We start from the raw sequence: 17,883 nt of genomic DNA, 5'->3' as shown, positions 1-17,883 counted from the left end.
CGTTATGAAAAAAGAAAAAACAGCCCCAAGCCGGCGGGATTTTCTAAAGCTGGCCGGGACCGGAGCGCCAGCGGCAGCGGCTGCATTGGCGATTTCAGGCACCGATGCCGAAGCGGAAGAGGTCGAAGCTGGCAGCGGACTACGCAAGACTGAGCACGTCAAAAAATATCTGGAGACCGCAAGGTTTTGAATGCGCCGTTCGGCGCATTTTTGTTTGGACGACGGTTGCGTTCGGCCCTGACCCCAAACCCCGCGTCGGCGAATTAGAATGAGCCTCAAGGCTCTTAGGGAGGAAGCAAAATGCTGAGAAAGAAGACACAAGGGATTGCGAAAGGCTCCCGGTCATCGTCTGTTCTTTCTAATGTTGCATCGCACAAAGTGGACCGCCGCGGGTTTCTGCGTGGTTCCGGCCTGGCAATTGGTGGCCTTGCAGCGCTGACCGCGACAGGCGGAACAGTCCGCCGCGCGGAAGCGCAAGAAACGATGAGCAACACAGAAGTCATCAAAAGTGTCTGCACGCACTGTTCCGTTGGCTGTACGGTTTTGGCCGAAGTCAGCGACGGTGTTTGGGTCGGGCAAGAACCCGGCTGGGATAGCCCGTTTAACCTTGGGGCGCATTGCGCCAAAGGGGCGTCAGTTCGTGAGCACGCCCATGGTGAGCGCCGCCTGAAGTACCCTATGAAGCTGGTTGGTGGGGAATGGACCCGCGTCAGCTGGGAAGAGGCGATCAACGAGATCGGCGATCAGATGTTGTCGATCCGCGAAGAAAGTGGGCCGGACAGTGTTTATTGGCTGGGATCGGCTAAACACTCAAACGAGCAAGCTTATCTGTTCCGCAAATTCGCCGGATACTGGGGCACGAATAACGTCGACCATCAGGCGCGTATCTGCCACTCAACGACGGTTGCTGGTGTTGCAAATACATGGGGCTACGGCGCCATGACCAACAGCTACAACGACATCCACAATTCGCGTGCGATCTTCGTGATCGGCGGCAACCCGGCAGAGGCACATCCGGTGTCCCTGTTGCATATCCTGAAAGCGAAAGAGGAAAACAACGCGCCGCTCATCGTGTGTGACCCGCGTTTCACCCGCACAGCTGCTCACGCAGATGAATATGTGCGGTTGCGCCCCGGCACGGATGTTGCGTTGATCTGGGGTCTCCTGTGGCACATCTTTGAAAACGAATGGGAAGATCGTGAATTCATGCGCACCCGCACATGGGGCATGGACGAAATTCGTAATGAGGTGAAAAACTGGACACCCGAAGAAACAGAACGCGTGACCGGCGTTCCCGGCTCACAGCTAGAACGTGTGGCACGAACTTTGGCCAACAATCGCCCCGGCACCGTGATCTGGTGTATGGGTGGAACGCAACATACCAACGGTAACAACAACACCCGTGCGTATTGTATTCTGCAGCTCGCCCTTGGCAACATGGGTACATCGGGCGGCGGAACAAACATCTTCCGTGGTCACGACAACGTGCAGGGCGCAACGGACCTTGGTGTTCTTGCTGACACTCTGCCAGGTTACTATGGCCTGTCAGCAGGATCATGGGCACATTGGGCCCGCGTCTGGGAAGAAGACCTGGACTGGCTGAAAGGCCGCTTTGCCACGATGAAGGACAGCGAAGGCAAAGACAAACCGTTGATGAACGAAAAAGGCATCCCGGTCAGTCGCTGGATTGATGGTGTTCTGGAAGCCAAGGAAAACATCGACCAGCCCGACAATACCCGCGCGATGGTTCTTTGGGGTCACGCACCAAACAGTCAAACCCGCGGTCCTGATATGAAAGAGGCGATGGAAAAACTCGACCTTCTGGTTGTTGTTGATCCTTATCCAACCGTATCGGCCATTCTTCATGACCGGACGGACGGTGTTTACCTGCTTCCGGCGTCCACACAGTTTGAAACGCGCGGTTCTGTCACTGCATCTAACAGGTCTTTGCAATGGCGCGATCAGGTGTTTGCACCGTTGTTCGAAAGCAAACCAGACCACATCATTATTGCAATGTTCGCCAAGAAATTCGGGTTTGACGACCGGATTTTCCGCAACATCGCGATGGATGGGGATGAGCCCAATGTCGAGGATATCCTCCGCGAATTGAACCGTGGCATGTGGACAATTGGCTATACAGGTCAATCGCCAGAGCGTCTGAAGATGCATATGGCCAATCAGCATACGTTCGACAGAACCACGCTTCAGGCGGTTGGTGGCCCTGCGGATGGCGACTACTACGGATTGCCCTGGCCAAGTTGGGGCACCGCAGAGATGAACCACCCCGGCACACCGAACCTTTATGATATGTCCAAACCAGTGTCCAAAGGTGGCCTGACATTCCGTGCCCGGTTCGGCGTGGAACGAGACGGTCAGAACCTCCTGGCAGAAGGTGTCTATTCTGAAGGATCCGAAATTCAGGACGGTTATCCTGAGTTCACCATGCAGATGCTGATGGATCTGGGTTGGGATGGTGATCTGACCGATGAGGAACGTGCCGCAATTGATGCTGTGGCTGCTGAAAAAACCAATTGGAAAACCGACCTTTCGGGCGGCATCCAACGGGTGGCGATCAGCCATGAATGCGCACCATTTGGGAATGCGAAGGCCCGCGCCGTTGTGTGGAACTTCCCCGATCCGGTGCCAACTCACCGCGAGCCGCTTTATTCGCCGCGCCGCGATCTGGTGGCCGATTACCCAACGTATGAGGACAAGAAATTCTGGCGGCTGCCAACGCTATACGCGTCGATCCAAAAGAACGACTTTTCCAAGGACTACCCGATCATCCTTACCTCTGGCCGTCTGGTCGAATACGAGGGCGGCGGTGACGAATCCCGGTCAAACCCATGGCTTGCAGAACTACAGCAGGACATGTTTGTCGAGATCAATCCGCGCGACGCCAACAACCTTGGTGTCAGGGATGGAAAGGATGTCTGGGTCGAAGGACCTGAGGGCGGCAAAGTCCGCGTCAAGGCGATGATCACCGAACGTGTCGGGGCAGGCGTTGCCTTTATGCCGTTCCACTTTGGTGGGCATTTCCAGGGTGAAGATCGAAGGGCGAAATACCCGGAAGGAGCAGATCCTTACGTTCTGGGGGAATCCAGCAATACCGCTCAAACCTATGGCTACGACTCGGTCACGCAGATGCAAGAGACCAAGGCAACGCTATGCAAAATCATGCCGGCATGAGGGAGGGATAGATCATGGCAACTACATTAGGAGGACAAGCCCGTGCAAAGTTCCTTTGTGATGCCGAACGTTGCATCGAATGCAACGCCTGCGTTACGGCCTGCAAGAACGAGCATGAGGTGCCCTGGGGAATCAACAGACGACGGGTGATTACCATTGGTGACGGCAAGCCCGGCGAGAGATCAATCTCTGTCGCTTGTATGCATTGCTCGGATGCGCCTTGCATGGCGGTCTGTCCGGTTGACTGTTTTTATCAAACCGACGACGGAATCGTGTTGCACTCAAAAGATCTGTGCATCGGCTGCGGTTACTGTTTCTACGCCTGTCCGTTTGGCGCACCGCAATATCCACAAGCCGGGAACTTCGGATCTCGGGGCAAGATGGATAAATGCACCTTCTGCGCAGGGGGACCGGAGGAGGACAACTCTTCCGCTGAGTTCCAAAAATATGGACGTAACCGTATTGCGGAAGGCAAACTGCCGATCTGCGCTGAGATGTGTTCAACCAAAGCTCTGCTCGCCGGCGACGGTGACGACGTTTCCGATATCTATCGCGAACGCGTTGTCGCCCGTGGTTTTGGGTCAGGCGCATGGGGTTGGGGTACGGCCTACAACCGAAAAGCAGCTGAATAAGACCCGCAAAACAGAGAACGGCGGGCGGTTTACTGCCCGTCGTGGATTTCCGGACCCATTCTTAACGCAATTGCGGGAGTGTCGACTGTGATGTTCAAACCCATTCCTTTCCTTCTTGTAACGCTGCTCCTGTTAGTGGCCCCGCCTTCCTTTGCTCAGGATGACACTGGGGCTGTTCCGCAAGAACGGGAAACGACAGGCGGCGCGCAAACCCTTCAAGACATTCTGGAGCGCCAGCGTGGTTTAGCCATCGACGACGCTTTTCGCCGTGATGCGACCGGGACAGAAAACCCAATACCTGACATCAATAGCGCATTGGGGACACGCGGGGGACCTTCGGACCCTGATATCTATCGTGCTATTCGATATAATTCAGCCAGTGTTCGCGCTTCAAATGACGGACCCGCAGCGGGCGTTTTCATTCAGGACGGCGGGATGCGCTGGCTCGCTTTTCGCGACGGTCCTATGCGAACCTATGGCGGATACCTCTTACTTGGCATTCTTGGTTTTTTGGCGCTGTTTTACGTGCTGCGCGGTCGAATTCGAATTGATGATGGTCCATCCGGCGTCACGATCGAACGGTTCAAGCCGGTTGAACGGTTTGGCCATTGGTTGATTGCCGGATCATTTATTCTGCTCGGGCTAACAGGCTTGGTCTCTTTATTTGGGCGTGTGGCCTTCATCCCATTGTTCGGCAAAGATACGTTTGCAACCGTCGCGCTGGCAAGCAAATGGATACATAACAATGTCTCCTGGGCTTTTATGCTTGGCTTGGTCTTGGTTTTGATCATGTGGGTTGCACATAATATCCCAAACCGGCTTGATCTTTTGTGGCTGGCAAAAGGTGGGGGGCTCTTTTCCAAACACGCGCACCCTTCGTCAAAAAAATTCAACGCGGGTCAAAAGATCATTTTCTGGTCAGTAATTTTGTTGGGTAGCTCTATATCGATCTCTGGGCTGGCGCTGTTGTTCCCATTCGAAATTCCGCTGTTTGCCAAGACGTTTTCCTGGATCAATGCAACAGGACTGCCAGGGCTATTCGGCTATGATGCACTTCCGACAGAGATGACACCGCAGGAAGAAATGCAGTTGTCGCAGTTGTGGCATTCGATTCTTGCCTTTATGATGATGGCTATCATCTTCGCGCATATCTACATCGGTTCTGTCGGAATGGAAGGCGCATATGACGCCATGGGCAGCGGCGAAGTTGACCTGGAATGGGCTCGCCAACACCATGACCTATGGGTCGACGAGGTGCTGGCAAAATCCCCGGAAAGCGCAAAACCAACAACAGAGGGCGGGTGAGTTATGCGAAAAAGGAGGCCGCAATGAAACCTATGTTCATCGCTTTTTTCGCAATCGTCGTGATTGCAGTCGGTGCAAGTTTTGGGCTTGGAATGTTGCCCTTTTCCGCGGCGGATACGACAAGTTCAAATTCGGTAAGGTTAGCTGACTAAAGGATAGCAGTACCGGTACAACTCAGCCGCGTTATGGGTTGTGAAGAAAAATTTTATGAAAATTTCGTGATGAACCGCGTTGGGAATGTCACTCTCACGGGGCCGAAGTAGCGCGAGATTAACCTTTATCCATCAGAGTTTTCTGATGTCTGAGAAAGGGAATCTCTTGTTGCGTAGCCCAAGCCAAACAGTTGCAAATCACTTCGTATCTGACGGAACATTATTCTGGCCCAAGCTTAAGCGTGTGCTGGATATTGTGCTGATTCTGGTATTCTCGCCTCTGCTTGTCTTAGTTTTTTTACCGCAACGTTAGCTAGCTTTCAGGAGGGCTCATTGTTTTTCGGGCAGGATCGGGTCGGAAAAAACGGCAAGCTATTCCGAATTTGGAAGTTTCGAACGATGCACATGAACGCAGATGAAGCGCTAATTGATCTTCTATCGAAAAATCCGGTAGCCGCGCATGAGTGGACAACAAAAAGAAAGTTGCAAAGTGACCCACGCGTTACCCGGTTGGGCGGTTTCCTTCGCAGGACAAGCCTTGATGAGCTACCCCAGCTTTGGACCGTTTTCTGCGGAGAGATGAGCCTCGTTGGACCACGCCCGGTTCCAGGTGACGAACTTCGGGCTGAGTATCGCGGTGATGCCTGGGCCTATCTGTCCTGTAAGCCGGGGTTAACAGGCCTGTGGCAGGTATCCGGACGAAACATGTTGGACTATACTCAGCGGGTTCAGTTGGGTGTCGCTTACTCGAGACGCCAAAATCTATCTCTGGATTTGCTGATCCTGTGGCGCACGATAGCAGTTGTATTACGGTGTACGGGTCGCTGATTTATGTCACGTTTCGATGAACCGCACCCCTTGGCTACTAATATGGGCCGCTGTTAAACGCCCGGTGGCATATGCGCCAGTATCTACAGCAATTCGCCCATCTGTAGCGTTCGCATGTTCAACAATCGTATGCCCATGCACCACCCAAACCCCATCGCGCCGGATCAGATGGCGAAAATCACGATGGCCCCAAATCAAATCCCGCCTTTCCTGCTTGTCGATCGGAACAGATGGGTCAGCGCCGGCATGAACAACGGCAACATTTCCGCTCTGCCAGACCGAAGGCAAGTTTTTCAACCAGTCAATCAAATCATCACCCAACGCTGCTACCAGTTCATCGCGCGCTTTCGTAAGCGCATTTGCATTACTGCTCTCGGAAACACCTCCAATGCCAATGCTTGCCAATGTCTGCAAGCCACCATAACGCAGCCATCGTGGCCCGCGTTTCGCTGGCTCATCAATAAATTTGATCATCATGTCTTCATGGTTTCCCATGAGACAGATCAAGGTCAGTTCAGGGTCGGTACTCAGCGTGAACAACCAGCGTAAAACAGCAGCGCTTGCTTCACCGCGATCAACGTAATCGCCAACGCAAACAATCGTTTGCGCTGTGTCTGGCTCGTCCTGCTCGATCTTAGACAGCAGGCGCGCCAACAGATACTCGCCACCGTGTATGTCCCCGACAACATAAAACGGCTCCTCAGGAGCAAGAGGAGCTGTGAAAGCTTCGGGTGCAGCATTGGCTTGCGTAGAAAACAGGCGACGAAGCAGAGACATGTTTTGGGTATAGTAGAAAGAAAGATACGCTGTCACTTAAAACATGAGAGCTAAACGATAAATCTGAGGCTCTAACAATAGTTTCAGAAGTGATTTCCCTGGCGCAAAATTCGCTGCATAAATTCTTCGGCAATCTCATAATAAGCCAGTCGATTTGGCGTATCACATATTACGGATGAGAAGCTTCTAATCTGATGCTAAGAAACCGCGTTTGGAACATTTATCCGTAGAAAGAATGCTCTAAATTTATTCATCCAGCACCTTCACCGCCATCGAGAGCGCTTCAAAGTAGATCGTGTTCACAGGTTCTGAATCCCAAATCTTTGGCGTTTTTGGCAGCCAGGGTGCAATGGTTGGAAAGCGTTTGGCGAGCGCTTGCGCTTCGACGTATTTATTTGCAAAACCCTGATCGCGTTGGATAAGAAGATGAGGTGTCGCACTATCAACCAACTCTTGCGCCAACGCATAGAGAACAGATTTCGATCTTCCGGCCTTTCTCGTCGGCCCGTAAGGATCTTCAGTGACCACAAGATCTGGCTCAAAGCGGGCAGCTGAGAGGCGCATAAAGGACCGCCCCTTGGTGGGCGACAGGCTTGCGGCTCTTGAGCAGTGCCAGTCCTTCAACGCGCCACCAATCAGAAACACAGAGGCAATCTTGCCATAAGCCACTGCAACTACCAGCAGCCTTTGTCGCTTAACTGTCATAGCCCTCGGGATTATCCTTTAATCGCCCCTCAAGGCTCCTGAGGGTGCGCTCCCGATTTAGGCGTCGCCCGTAATGCGGTGTGGGTTCCGGCAGGCTAGGGAGATTATCTGCGAGGTCCTGACGTACCTCCTCAAAGATCCCGGCAAACAGGCTTTCAAAGCTGCGGCCATAGATCATCGAAAGAAGGCAGATATCTTTGATGCTTGGCCGTTGCCGGCCGTTCTCAAAGTTTGAGATTTTGGTTTTATGTACGCCCATGAGATGCGCACAGTCGACCTGTCTGAGGCCCGAGTTTCTCCGGGCAGCCCTCAGGTCGAGGGTAAATTCCTGAATCATAGAAAAGAACATTTGTGAAGCTGATATATCCCCAGTTTACAGGAGCGCGTAAAATCGGCAAAGCCCTGCTGAGATTCAGATTTGGCAACCCGCTCACATCCCCCTCCCCAGCTCCGATCTCCCGTGGTGTTCGATTTGTCTCGGAATGGTGGAACCATTCCGAACACCGTGAGATCGGAGCGGGTGGTGTATCTGGAGCGTTAAGAGGTACAGGGGAAATCCTAGTCGATGGCGACCTGAATGCTACAGGTCACGCGGCGCACATACCGCACCCAAAGCATGTTTGGGCCGCCCCAGAAAAATGACTCTTTGGCAAAGACTCGGTAGAATAACGAGCGGAGCCCGTTGCCACAGACAATGCGCTCCACATCGCGACCTTCGAGCCATCGCGGTTGCCGTAAATGCACCTGAGGCGGTGTTTGCGTCGTGCGCTGTCCTGCTAGCCTTGGGTCATGACAGATGAACAACGCTTTGAACAATTCATAGAGCTCTGCAAACGCATCTTTGAGCGTATGGAGCGCGACGGCTCCTGGCCATGGCCTGAGGAGAAGAGCAAGGGTGAACGTGATCCTGGCGACGATAATTGCGATGGCACTATTATCAACACTTAAACAAATACCCTATGACCACATGTTTTGGATACACCCGCGTCTCCACCGTCAAGCAGGGCGAGGGGGTTTCGCTTGAAGCCCAAAGAGATGAGATTATTCGATATGCAGACAAACACGGGCTGACGATATCGCGTTGGTTTGAGGAGAAGGAAACCGCGGCAAAATCCGGCCGACCCATCTTCAACGCGATTGTCCGCGATCTGCTCAATCACAAAGCGGAGGGGCTAATCGTTCATAAGATCGATCGCTCCGCTCGTAACTTTCGGGATTGGGCGCAAATCGGTGAGTTGGCAGATAAGGGGGTGTCCATCCACTTTGCCACCGAGAGTCTGGATTTCCAATCCCGTGGCGGGCGTCTTACCGCAGACATTCAGGCGGTAATCGCCTCTGACTACATCCGCAATTTACGTGAAGAAGCGATCAAGGGCCTTAAAGGGCGCCTGAAGCAAGGCTTCTACCCCTATATGGCGCCCCTTGGATACCTGAACCAGGGTGGCGGCAAACTCAAAACACTTGACCCGGCCAGGGCACCCCTCATTCGCGCGGCCTTTGAACTTTATAACACGGGCACTTACAGCATCAGAACGCTGCACAAAAAGATGCACGCGCTCGGGCTTCGTAATCGCGCAGGCAATCCTTTGTCGCGCCACGGCATCGAAACCATCCTCGCCAACCCCTTTTATTGCGGTGTGATACGCATAAAGCGGTCAGGCGAGACATATGCAGGCAAACACGAACCAATCATTTCCACCTCATTGTTTGCCTCCGTTCAGGATTTAAAAACTGGAAAGTTTGGAAAGAAACTTACCCGGCACCAACACTTGTATCGCGGGTTGTTCAAATGTGGATCTTGCGGGTTTGCCATGATTGCCGAGCGTCAGAAAGGAAATGTCTACTATAGATGCCATACCCGTGACTGCCCAACCAAAGGCGTGCGTGAAGAGACAATCACCGAAGAAATTTGTGTGGAATTGGCGCACGCGCAACTGAGTGCGGAGCAATATAAATGGTTTTCCAAAGCACTTCTGAATTGGCAAGGAAAGCAACCAACGCAATCTGACTTGAACCGATCCTTCCGGCTTCAAAGTGGTAAGATCGCAGCAAGACTTGAGAGCTTGACGGATGCCTTGCTTGATGGGCTGGTTGACAAAGACATCTACCTTAAAAAAAGAAAAGAGCTTCTTTTGGTGCAGGAAAGCATCTCTCAAAACAGAAACCAAACCAACACCTTTGGCGATAATTTGCGGTACCTCAGGAAATTCCTCGAACTCGCAAAAAGCTTTGTGGCGCTTTACGAACAGCTCAATCCATCCGAAAAACGTTTGATGCTGGAACTCGCAACCTCGAACCGGACCATCGCAGGCAAAAGCATAACGCTTAAGCCGTCGATTTGGTTTGAAACAATGCAATCCGGCCTGCCTGCCCCCAATGGTGCACATTGTCAGCCCATAAATCGAACCGGTACGGAGACCCTGGAACGGCAACTAGATAGGTTATACGAGCTCATTATATCGCCAAAGTAGTCAAACGAACTAGGAAATATGATGGATATGTTTGACCGCCTGATCGAAGGAAAGACACCCAAGCCAGAGCTTTGATGGATATGTTTGATCGCTACGTTGGTGGTGAGGCTGATCTGCCTTCAGAAGAACAAAAAGGCCCGCCCCAAAGGGACGAGCCAGCGTCTTAGAGCAGCGCCATCTGCCCGTCATCAGAATCTGCAATGCTATAGATGTGCCGCGCCATAGCAATCGTCTTGCCCTCTTGAAAGAGCGGGGTCTCGATGTGATGGTTCACAAAGTGCCATCCACCCCAGATCTTAAGACCTGCAGCCTGATGCGCAACATCCATGCGTCCCGGCCCACAGCTGCCACCAAATATCCCGAGAACCTGCTCAAGGGCCGCTGTGAGTTCGGCATCCGTCATACCCTTTGAGAGTGCTTCACCATACCATTGGGCAGGGCCCGTGTTGCAATACGAAACACATCCTCTTTGTCGGCTTGCGTGAGAGGGCGCTTTTGCCGCGCCACTAGTACTCGCTCGCCAGCATGATGGTCAGAACCCGGTGCGTGAGCTGCGGATTGGCCTTGTCCGGCGAATGCGCGGTTAGCATGCGATCAAAATAGTCGATCTTCCAGAACAGCTTCTCGCCCTCGATGGTGAGCGCGCCAAAATCATGTTCCCCGTGCGGATCCTTGTCTCCACTAAAGCAGTCAAACGCCGCGACGGCTTGGTGGGTTTTGGCCAGGAAGTCTTCACCTCTGTGTTGCAGGCCTGCTGTAACCACAACACTGGCATGCTCGCCTTGCCCCTGTCTCAGGGCATCATTAAGGCGCTGAATGCGCTTGAGGCGGAACGCTTTGTCTATCTTCCAGACAGGCGTGGTTTCCTCTCCGCATGCATCACACGCAAAGCTGTCAAACACCGCCTTAAGGCTCCAGTCCCGCGTCAACAGGCTCCAACTGGCCCAGGCATCGCGCACAACGTTTGCGGTGCCGCATTGCCCGCAGGTGGGATAGGCGCCTACCAGATCTGCTATCTCAATATCTGCAATATGTCCCAAAGATATCTCCTTTCGTTGGGTGGCCGCCTGAACCGATTTCAGGCGCACCCCTCGAAAGGCGATACCGGGACGAAAGATCTGATCTGCTCTCAGAGTATCAGACACGGGTTATCCCCATAGTCCCCCTGAGGTTCAGAAACGGCAACTGTCAGATTGGGGTGGTGGGTGGTGTATTACTTGTACGTAGCGTCACGCAGACTTGTGGCATGACTTGGGATCAAAACAGCGTCGCTACAATCGGTACTGCCTATAGTCGCGATGGCAATCGCAGCTTTGGCATCCGCCTCAAAGATCGTTCGCAGCATATCTACATCCTGGGGCAGACCGGAACCGGAAAATCCACCTTGTTGTCGAACCTGATGCGACAGGATTTGCAGCATGGCCATGGGTTCTGCCTGATTGATCCACATGGTGATTTAGCAAAACAGATCACGGAGCAGAGCGATGCTTATCCCACGCGAGACACCATCATCTGGAATACAGCAGATCCTGCCTGTCCCTATGGCTACAATCCGATGACACGGGTTTCCAAGAAGTTCCGGCCGTTGCTTGCCTCAGGGCTGATCGACACGCTGAAAAAACAATGGGCCGACGCCTGGGGCGCCCGAATGGAGCATCTTCTGCGCTATTCGATCCTCGCGCTTCTGGAGCAGCCAAAAACAGATGTACGCGACATCATGCGAATGTTCCTGGAGAGCAGTTTTCGCAGGGAGGTTCTCACGCAGGTCACAGATGAGCAGGTATGTCTGTTTTGGCAAAAAGAGTTTCCAGCCATGAACTACAAGAACGCAGCCGACGGTGTGGCACCGATCGCCAACAAGCTCGGGGCATTTTTAGCCCATCCGGTAATCAGGCGCGCGCTTTGTGAGCCAGAAGTCCCATTGCGCCTGCGCAAGATCATGGATGAGGGTCAAATCCTGATCATCAATCTCGCCAAAGGGCAACTTGGGAGTGACACCTCCAACGTGCTTGGCGGCATGATTGCCTCTGGTCTGGCCCATGCAGCCTACAGCCGGCACACTCTTTCTGAGGCTGAGCGTCGCCCGTTCTTTCTCTACGTGGATGAGTTCCATTCCTTTACCACGGACGCGATGGCCGAAATGCTATCCGAGCTGCGCAAGTATGGTCTCTCCCTTACCCTCGCAAATCAGTACTTCGGCCAGATTGAAGGCGCTGTGCTAGACTCAATCCTTGGTAATGTCGGCTCGCTGATCGCGTTTCGAACCAGCCCAAAAGATGCGCCAATTCTCTCTCGGCATCTCGATGGGGTTGAGCCACGAGATCTGATCGCAATGCCAAACTACCGAATGGTGGTGCGCTTGATGGTTGATGGGGAGCGCACGAAGGCGTTTACCGCGTGGGGGCATTTTCCGTTTAATTGCGGATACAAATGACAATTTCGGTTTCGCCTTGCGTTTTCGGCGTTCCAGATACCTTCCAATTCAGGGTTCATCTGGTAGCTCGATGTCTGGGCCCGCCAATTCAGAGTTGAATAGCATCCGACCATCAATGATGAAGAGGATGTAAATCGAATCCCCTTTGATCGTGTAGTAGACATTGTAACGACGTTTGTAGATCAACCTATAAAGACGCTTTGCTGCATTGTAGACATGGCCGATCTTTGGATTGTCTGGCAGAGTACGCAGCAGATACATCACAATCTCATCATGGAACTGCTCGGCGTAGCTTTCACTATATTCTCGATGCCAGTCATAAAGCTCCCCAAGATTTTCCTGAGCCGTTTTTGTAACGTAGGTCTGCATGTATAAGGCAATCAGCGAGAGCGAAACTGGGCTTTGAGATCGCTGCTGAATGCTACGGTTAAACGGTTAACTCGTTCTTCCTCAACATCTACGAGTCCCTTTGCAATGCCAGCCTCAACTCTGAACTGGAAAAGTTCCTTCGCGTCTTGCATCGATAATGTCACAGCCACAGGACGATTTTGTCTTGTGATGATTACGGGTTCCCGCTGCACTGTGTCAATGTAATGGCCAAACTCTTTGCTCGCTGCTGAAGCTGTCATGGTTTTCATTTGAATGGTTTCCTCGAAAAAGCGAATAACCCTCATTATACACAATCTCCGGAAATTGTGCAAACTCAGGATCGTCCTCCACTTCGTAATCAAATCGCTAGCTCATCAAGCGACTTCCGGCGAACGCGTCAACTACAACTTGCCAGATCCTGGGCCACGTTTTGGTTTTCCAATCCTAAGAACCAACATCAGAATCCCCAGAAATATCAAAAGCGCTCCAATAAACGGAATAATTTTGACGAACCCCTGATTGGGGACTCCTAAAAATCCAACCAGAACCGTGACAACAACTGGTGCACCAAAAAGACCAAGAAGAATGAAAAGCAACCCTTTGTGCATCAAAATCTACCTGTGTCAGTTTTTACTCCAGCGGCCCGACCAGCCACCTTAACAGCACCTTGTCCTGCGCCAAACCAAAACGGAAAAAACCCCCAGACTATGAATGGCGTTCCGATGATCAGACCGGATATGCTGATGATTGGAAGAAACATGCTAAAAAAACCAATCACGAAAGCGATGAGAATTAGTCGAGCTCCCTCTCCCATTGTGCCCCTCCTATATCGAGATGTTTCTATCCCCCACTCGATACGAAGTGTCTGCGTTTCTCAAGGAAATTCGAAAAATTATAATTTTAACGTAAATAGCTGGAAATAAAGCAAACCCATGAGCGAACAAATAATGGTAAAATGACGCCACTTTTATCGATTGAAAAAGAGGAAAACCGCGCTGCACGCATGGTGGCGTAGTATTTTGCATAAATGCAAAATATGTCGCGCGTATCAAGTTGGTATAACCTATTGCTACTTAAAGTGTTTTCTTACCTTATAGGGTATGTTCGAAATACGGGTCGAAATGAGGTGCAATTAGGTGATGTCTCAAACGACAACTATTACACCGGCAACTCTTAACGGACTGTTAGCAATACAGCGATACAGACTCTTGTCTGTTGATCAGTTTGCACGCGCGAGTGGATTGAAGTCATCGCATGTCCGCGACGTGTTGAGAACGTTCGAGCGAAAAAAACTGTTGGGTTCAATCGGAAATGTTGGATTACGGGGCGGAGCGAAGGCACCCAAGCTTTACTATCTGACACGCGGTGGGTTCGAGGTAATGATTGATGCTGGTGGTCTCAATGGTGACGATGTTGGTGGATATGTGCGTCCGCATACCGGCACTGGCTGGACACCTGTTATGGCGCACCGAATGGCGACTATCGATTTGCTCTTGGCAGTCGAAACCGGACTGAATGCGTTTCCCAAATACCGGGTAGTAAAGACCTTTCATGAATATCGGCGCGTGTTCCGCGGGACATCACAGCAACCAGAGACATCCGATTTTGTGGCAGAACCCTTTAATTCCAGCACTCGAATTGTTCCCGATGCGGCCTTTATTCTCGAAAACCAGATCAGCGGTGGTCGTGCGCTGTTTTTTGTCGAAACAGACAGAGGGACGGAACGCCTTACAAGTGGTGCGGAGGGAAGCTACAGTATTGTCGACAAATTTGCACTCTACGAGAGATATTTGCACGGTGGCAGGTTTGCAGATGCTTACCAGACGTTTGGCGATTTTAAATTCTTCACGATGTTGTTTGTGACCACATCAGACGAACGAATTGAAAATACCCGCCGGACGGCGGAGCGGCTCGACTCCAGTTTGCACCCCTACTTTAAGCTGGCCACGCAACACAGGGCCGCGCATAGTTTCTTTGATCCAATTTGGGTTAGTCGCGATGCGCGCAACCAGGAAAGGAGCACATTGATTAAATCTAATTGAAAACATTAACGAGGGTCGAAATGAAATTGATCTTAGAACGAAATCAAAAATCAGCGGGCATATTGAGTTCAAAGCAGGTTTTCCAGGTAACGTTCCGCGCTGAGGTCAGCGAGGCCGAACGTGGGGCGATCGATAAATACAAGCTTGCTGATGATGTGCTTTACGAAAGTCATGAAATTCTGGACCCAGGTTCGGGCCTGTTGGGACTTGCTTCACGCCTTGCGATGAAGAACCAGATCAAGACATTAAACGTGCGAGAGCTCGTAAATGGCAAAACCATCGCCTGCACCAACATCGTTGAGATGAAAAGCATCGAAGGACAAGTGACTCAAGCAGCTCAAAACCTAAAGGCCATACTTGATACCGCGGCGACATTTGGCGGGCGCGAAGTTATCGAGCTCTAACGATGGCAAAGAAGAAGTATCTGCTGGTCTCAACCCAAGAAGATGATGTCATAAACTTAATAGTCATCGCTCTATTGGGATTGGGCGCAGTTACAGCATTGTTTGTTGCGGCAGTTTTTGCAATTCCGATCATAGCTTTGGGGATGGGGCTGTGGGCTTGGGTTAAAGCCGTTAAAAATTCTCCAGCGGCGATTGCAAAACGCGATGTGGCCGAGTTGCGGGAGCTACATTCAGCGACGCGTTATCTTGCCGAAAATGTCACTAAGATTCCAACTGCAGAACGACTGGCAGAGCTTGCGATCGATCGTGTGAACGAAACTCTGGAAGACGAGGCGGGTGAAGTTCCCGGGTACATGTATGGCGCAATTGAAAAAGGCTGCGAAGAAGTTCTGCAGCTTGCAGGGCTTGAGGCCATTCCTAAGCTCGATATTAAGGCCCTGTCCCGCAGCATTGACGAGCGAAACAAGGTGCGCGCTCAGCTTTTCGCGCTGCAGGAAAACTACAAAGCGGGTGATCGTGGCATTGATGAAGTGTTTTGGTATGTCTGTAATTCCATCGGATATGTAGTTGAGCGACTACCTGAGGGGCTTGCCGAGGAACCCAATGACTATGATTTTACTGTAGAGCTCATAAATATCGTCAAAGATCCAAAGGCGCTGGTTGATCTCGTACTTTACCTTCCCTTCAGGGATGAAGAGACACCAACACTTGCCAAGCTTCAAGACAGATCGCTCAGCAGTTTGTCGCGTGTCAGTGGAAAGCGCGTTGATGAAATTCTTGCGAATCCACAAAAAGCACCAAAACCGATTGACGATAAGCGAAGCGGCAGAGATGTAATCAAGGCTTATTTAGCAGGTTGGCCGTTTATGCAACTCCTGCAGCGTCGTGTTGCATATCGTATACCTGCGGAAGTTCGATTTGAGCATATGCATGTTCTGGGAGGCACCGGACATGGTAAAACTCAACTTCTGCAGCGATTTATTCGGGAAGATCTGAGTGACATTTACTTCGGTGCAAAATACCAGGCCGCTGGGTCGAAACAAGGACCGATACCTAAATCACTTGTCGTGATGGACGGGCAGGGGGACCTAATCCGAAATGTGGCGCGTCGGGCGTTTTGCGCTCCGGACGGGCCGCTTCGGGATCGTGTCATCCTGATCGATCCAACCGATATAGATTTCCCACTCGCCCTCAATATGTTTGATCTCAAGGCAGATGAACTTAACCGTATGCGACCAGCGGATCGGGAAATGGTCTATAACGGCACGATCGAACTTTATGTCTATCTCTTCGGCGCGCTGCTTGATGCTGAGCTCACACAAAAACAAGATGTTCTGTTTCGCTATATTGCGAGGCTCATGCTGGCAATTCCTGAAGCGACGCTGGAGACCCTGCGGAATGTTATCGAGAATGGCGAAATGTATCAGCCTTACATTGATCAACTCGACTACTCAGCGAAAGAGTTCTATCGAACGCAATATTTCAGCAAAGAATTTGAGGACACCAAGAAACAACTTCTACGCCGCCTCTGGGGTGTGCTGTCAAATACAACGCTTGCAAATATGTTTAACTCGCCTGTTAACAAGATCGATCTTTTTGAAGAGATGCAGCGCGGATCTGTAATACTGATCAACACAGCCAAAGATTATCTTAAGACGGACGGGTCTCGGATCTTTGGCCGGTTTTGGGTGGCAATGCTGGCACAAGCAGCGTTAAGACGGGCAGCACTCTCGCCGCGAGAGCGCGTCGACACCCATGTTTACATTGATGAAGCCCACGAAGTGATTGACGACAAAGTTGAAGAAATCCTGAATCAGGCCCGAAAATATCGGATTGGGTTAACTCTGGCGCACCAAAACCGGCAACAACTGTCTCCAGCGGCACGCGCGACACTGGCTTCATCAACCGCTATCAAAATGGTGGGTGGCGTGAGCGAAGACGACGCTCGTGGGTATGCAGGCGAGCTTCGTTCTGATGCCGCAACAATTCTTGCTGCAAAAAAATATAAAGGTGGCACAGAGTTTGTCACTTACGTGAGGAACCATCTGGATGAAGCCCTAACTTTAAATGTGGGTTTTGGCGCACTTGAACGGATGGATGAGATGGGCAGATCTCAATTCGAAGACCTGAAAGATCGCGTCCGAGAGCGCTATTGCCGATCGCGTTGCAATGATTCTCCGAAGCAAGCACAAACACCATCGCAGAGTGAAAACAGTTCCGGGATGTTTGAGCTTGGTGACTATGAAGATATTTAGGATGAAACGGCACACTATTTGTTGACCTTTTGGAATGCTTTGTTTCAAAAGCGAGCTGATCGATTTGCCAAACTAGCAACCGCGGGAAACTCGCCCTACCTTCAAAAGAAGAAAGGCGCCCGGAGCTGGCGCCTTTCTCTTATCCTTGCTCGTTGTTTGGCCCTAGAGCGTAGGATAAATCGGAAACTTCGCACAAAGTTCTACGACTTTTGTTTTAACGGCGTCCTCAACGGCTGTGTTGTTGTCTTCGCCGTTGGCGGCAAGGCCGTCGACCACCTCGACAATCCAGTCAGCGATCAGGCGGAACTCGGCCTCGCCAA

At 51.6% G+C, this 17,883-nt stretch carries 18 protein-coding genes and 1 pseudogene; 11 read left to right on the top strand and 8 right to left on the bottom strand.

What is annotated here, in order from left to right; translation table 11 throughout:
* The first annotated feature begins 4 nt into the window (after positions 1 to 4).
* From MWU63_RS18365 to MWU63_RS18345, 6 genes are all read left to right on the top strand, one after another.
* Positions 5 to 190 carry a twin-arginine translocation signal domain-containing protein gene (locus MWU63_RS18365; RefSeq protein ID WP_247079299.1) on the top strand — a complete coding sequence of 62 codons (186 nt, stop codon included), beginning with the start codon at positions 5 to 7 and terminating at the stop codon, positions 188 to 190.
* Between the two features lie 110 nt (positions 191 to 300).
* Entirely contained in the window at positions 301 to 3,189 is a 2,889-nt protein-coding gene (locus MWU63_RS18360; RefSeq protein ID WP_247079291.1) for a formate dehydrogenase subunit alpha, read from the top strand.
* Between the two features lie 14 nt (positions 3,190 to 3,203).
* On the top strand, positions 3,204 to 3,821 hold the full coding sequence (fdh3B, locus tag MWU63_RS18355) for a formate dehydrogenase FDH3 subunit beta (RefSeq protein ID WP_247079289.1): 618 nt from the start codon (positions 3,204 to 3,206) through the stop codon (positions 3,819 to 3,821).
* 90 nt (positions 3,822 to 3,911) lie between these two features.
* On the top strand, positions 3,912 to 5,126 hold the full coding sequence (locus MWU63_RS18350; RefSeq protein ID WP_247079287.1) for a formate dehydrogenase subunit gamma: 1,215 nt from the start codon (positions 3,912 to 3,914) through the stop codon (positions 5,124 to 5,126).
* A gap of 23 nt (positions 5,127 to 5,149) precedes the next feature.
* Positions 5,150 to 5,278 carry a hypothetical protein gene (locus MWU63_RS20415; protein WP_281496601.1) on the top strand — a complete coding sequence of 43 codons (129 nt, stop codon included), beginning with the start codon at positions 5,150 to 5,152 and terminating at the stop codon, positions 5,276 to 5,278.
* A gap of 270 nt (positions 5,279 to 5,548) precedes the next feature.
* Positions 5,549 to 6,106, top strand: coding sequence for a sugar transferase (locus MWU63_RS18345; RefSeq protein WP_348646253.1), 558 nt, complete (start codon positions 5,549 to 5,551; stop codon positions 6,104 to 6,106).
* Positions 6,107 to 6,112: 6 nt separating this feature from the next.
* On the opposite strand, the gene MWU63_RS18340 is transcribed toward MWU63_RS18345, so the two are convergent.
* The 3 genes from MWU63_RS18340 to MWU63_RS18330 form a co-directional block, all read right to left on the bottom strand.
* Entirely contained in the window at positions 6,113 to 6,919 is an 807-nt protein-coding gene (locus tag MWU63_RS18340) for a metallophosphoesterase (protein ID WP_247079283.1), read from the bottom strand.
* Between the two features lie 210 nt (positions 6,920 to 7,129).
* A complete protein-coding gene (locus tag MWU63_RS18335; RefSeq protein WP_247079281.1) occupies positions 7,130 to 7,588 on the bottom strand; it encodes a hypothetical protein in 459 nt (152 codons plus the stop codon).
* Positions 7,578 to 7,937, bottom strand: coding sequence for a helix-turn-helix transcriptional regulator (locus MWU63_RS18330; RefSeq protein WP_247079279.1), 360 nt, complete (start codon positions 7,935 to 7,937; stop codon positions 7,578 to 7,580). Before MWU63_RS18330 ends, MWU63_RS18335 begins: the two co-directional genes overlap by 11 nt.
* A 610-nt stretch (positions 7,938 to 8,547) precedes the next feature.
* Here MWU63_RS18330 and MWU63_RS18325 point away from each other — a divergent pair.
* Positions 8,548 to 10,059, top strand: a complete 1,512-nt coding sequence (locus MWU63_RS18325) for a recombinase family protein (RefSeq protein WP_247079277.1) — start codon at positions 8,548 to 8,550, stop codon at positions 10,057 to 10,059.
* A 163-nt stretch (positions 10,060 to 10,222) separates the two neighbouring features.
* Here MWU63_RS18325 and MWU63_RS18320 read toward each other — a convergent pair whose 3' ends face one another.
* Complete coding sequence (locus tag MWU63_RS18320) at positions 10,223 to 10,462, bottom strand: hypothetical protein (protein ID WP_247079275.1); 240 nt, start codon at positions 10,460 to 10,462, stop codon at positions 10,223 to 10,225.
* Between the two features lie 103 nt (positions 10,463 to 10,565).
* Positions 10,566 to 11,204: a DUF3768 domain-containing protein gene (locus tag MWU63_RS18315; protein ID WP_247079273.1), complete on the bottom strand. Its 639-nt coding sequence runs from the start codon at positions 11,202 to 11,204 to the stop codon at positions 10,566 to 10,568.
* A 101-nt stretch (positions 11,205 to 11,305) separates the two neighbouring features.
* Here MWU63_RS18315 and MWU63_RS18310 point away from each other — a divergent pair, with 101 nt between their 5' ends.
* Complete coding sequence (locus tag MWU63_RS18310) at positions 11,306 to 12,493, top strand: type IV secretion system DNA-binding domain-containing protein (RefSeq protein ID WP_247079271.1); 1,188 nt, start codon at positions 11,306 to 11,308, stop codon at positions 12,491 to 12,493.
* Between the two features lie 48 nt (positions 12,494 to 12,541).
* Here MWU63_RS18310 and MWU63_RS18305 read toward each other — a convergent pair whose 3' ends face one another.
* A complete protein-coding gene (locus MWU63_RS18305) occupies positions 12,542 to 12,862 on the bottom strand; it encodes a type II toxin-antitoxin system RelE/ParE family toxin (protein ID WP_247079269.1) in 321 nt (106 codons plus the stop codon).
* 11 nt (positions 12,863 to 12,873) lie between these two features.
* Entirely contained in the window at positions 12,874 to 13,167 is a 294-nt protein-coding gene (locus MWU63_RS18300; RefSeq protein ID WP_247079267.1) for a type II toxin-antitoxin system Phd/YefM family antitoxin, read from the bottom strand.
* An 834-nt stretch (positions 13,168 to 14,001) separates the two neighbouring features.
* Here MWU63_RS18300 and MWU63_RS18295 point away from each other — a divergent pair.
* The 3 genes from MWU63_RS18295 to MWU63_RS18285 are packed head-to-tail and all read left to right on the top strand — an operon-like array spanning position 14,002 to position 17,563.
* Entirely contained in the window at positions 14,002 to 14,904 is a 903-nt protein-coding gene (locus tag MWU63_RS18295) for a replication-relaxation family protein (protein WP_247079265.1), read from the top strand.
* A gap of 20 nt (positions 14,905 to 14,924) precedes the next feature.
* Positions 14,925 to 15,308 (top strand): hypothetical protein, encoded by a 384-nt coding sequence (locus MWU63_RS18290; RefSeq protein ID WP_247079263.1) that lies wholly within the window; start codon positions 14,925 to 14,927, stop codon positions 15,306 to 15,308.
* Positions 15,309 to 15,310: 2 nt separating this feature from the next.
* A complete protein-coding gene (locus MWU63_RS18285; RefSeq protein WP_247079261.1) occupies positions 15,311 to 17,563 on the top strand; it encodes a type IV secretory system conjugative DNA transfer family protein in 2,253 nt (750 codons plus the stop codon).
* A 162-nt stretch (positions 17,564 to 17,725) separates the two neighbouring features.
* Here the strand turns inward: MWU63_RS18285 and glyA are convergent.
* A pseudogene (glyA, locus tag MWU63_RS18280) lies at positions 17,726 to 17,883 on the bottom strand (serine hydroxymethyltransferase); the annotation flags it as partial.

Source organism: Pseudohalocynthiibacter sp. F2068 (assembly GCF_023015645.1).
Taxonomy (GTDB): domain Bacteria; phylum Pseudomonadota; class Alphaproteobacteria; order Rhodobacterales; family Rhodobacteraceae; genus Pseudohalocynthiibacter; species Pseudohalocynthiibacter aestuariivivens.
This window is presented reverse-complemented; position numbering and strand designations above follow the sequence as displayed.

Coding starts and splice junctions, on each gene's coding strand:
- MWU63_RS18285 (WP_247079261.1), top strand. CDS start 15,311: ATGGCAAAGAAGAAGTATCTGCTGGTCTCAACCCAAGAAGATGATGTC.
- fdh3B (WP_247079289.1), top strand. CDS start 3,204: ATGGCAACTACATTAGGAGGACAAGCCCGTGCAAAGTTCCTTTGTGAT.
- MWU63_RS18300 (WP_247079267.1), bottom strand. CDS start 13,167: ATGAGGGTTATTCGCTTTTTCGAGGAAACCATTCAAATGAAAACCATG.
- MWU63_RS18290 (WP_247079263.1), top strand. CDS start 14,925: ATGAAATTGATCTTAGAACGAAATCAAAAATCAGCGGGCATATTGAGT.
- MWU63_RS18330 (WP_247079279.1), bottom strand. CDS start 7,937: ATGTTCTTTTCTATGATTCAGGAATTTACCCTCGACCTGAGGGCTGCC.
- MWU63_RS18305 (WP_247079269.1), bottom strand. CDS start 12,862: ATGCAGACCTACGTTACAAAAACGGCTCAGGAAAATCTTGGGGAGCTT.
- MWU63_RS18325 (WP_247079277.1), top strand. CDS start 8,548: ATGACCACATGTTTTGGATACACCCGCGTCTCCACCGTCAAGCAGGGC.
- MWU63_RS18320 (WP_247079275.1), bottom strand. CDS start 10,462: ATGACGGATGCCGAACTCACAGCGGCCCTTGAGCAGGTTCTCGGGATA.
- MWU63_RS18310 (WP_247079271.1), top strand. CDS start 11,306: ATGACTTGGGATCAAAACAGCGTCGCTACAATCGGTACTGCCTATAGT.
- MWU63_RS18350 (WP_247079287.1), top strand. CDS start 3,912: ATGTTCAAACCCATTCCTTTCCTTCTTGTAACGCTGCTCCTGTTAGTG.
- MWU63_RS18335 (WP_247079281.1), bottom strand. CDS start 7,588: ATGACAGTTAAGCGACAAAGGCTGCTGGTAGTTGCAGTGGCTTATGGC.
- MWU63_RS18365 (WP_247079299.1), top strand. CDS start 5: ATGAAAAAAGAAAAAACAGCCCCAAGCCGGCGGGATTTTCTAAAGCTG.
- MWU63_RS20415 (WP_281496601.1), top strand. CDS start 5,150: ATGAAACCTATGTTCATCGCTTTTTTCGCAATCGTCGTGATTGCAGTC.
- MWU63_RS18360 (WP_247079291.1), top strand. CDS start 301: ATGCTGAGAAAGAAGACACAAGGGATTGCGAAAGGCTCCCGGTCATCG.
- MWU63_RS18295 (WP_247079265.1), top strand. CDS start 14,002: ATGTCTCAAACGACAACTATTACACCGGCAACTCTTAACGGACTGTTA.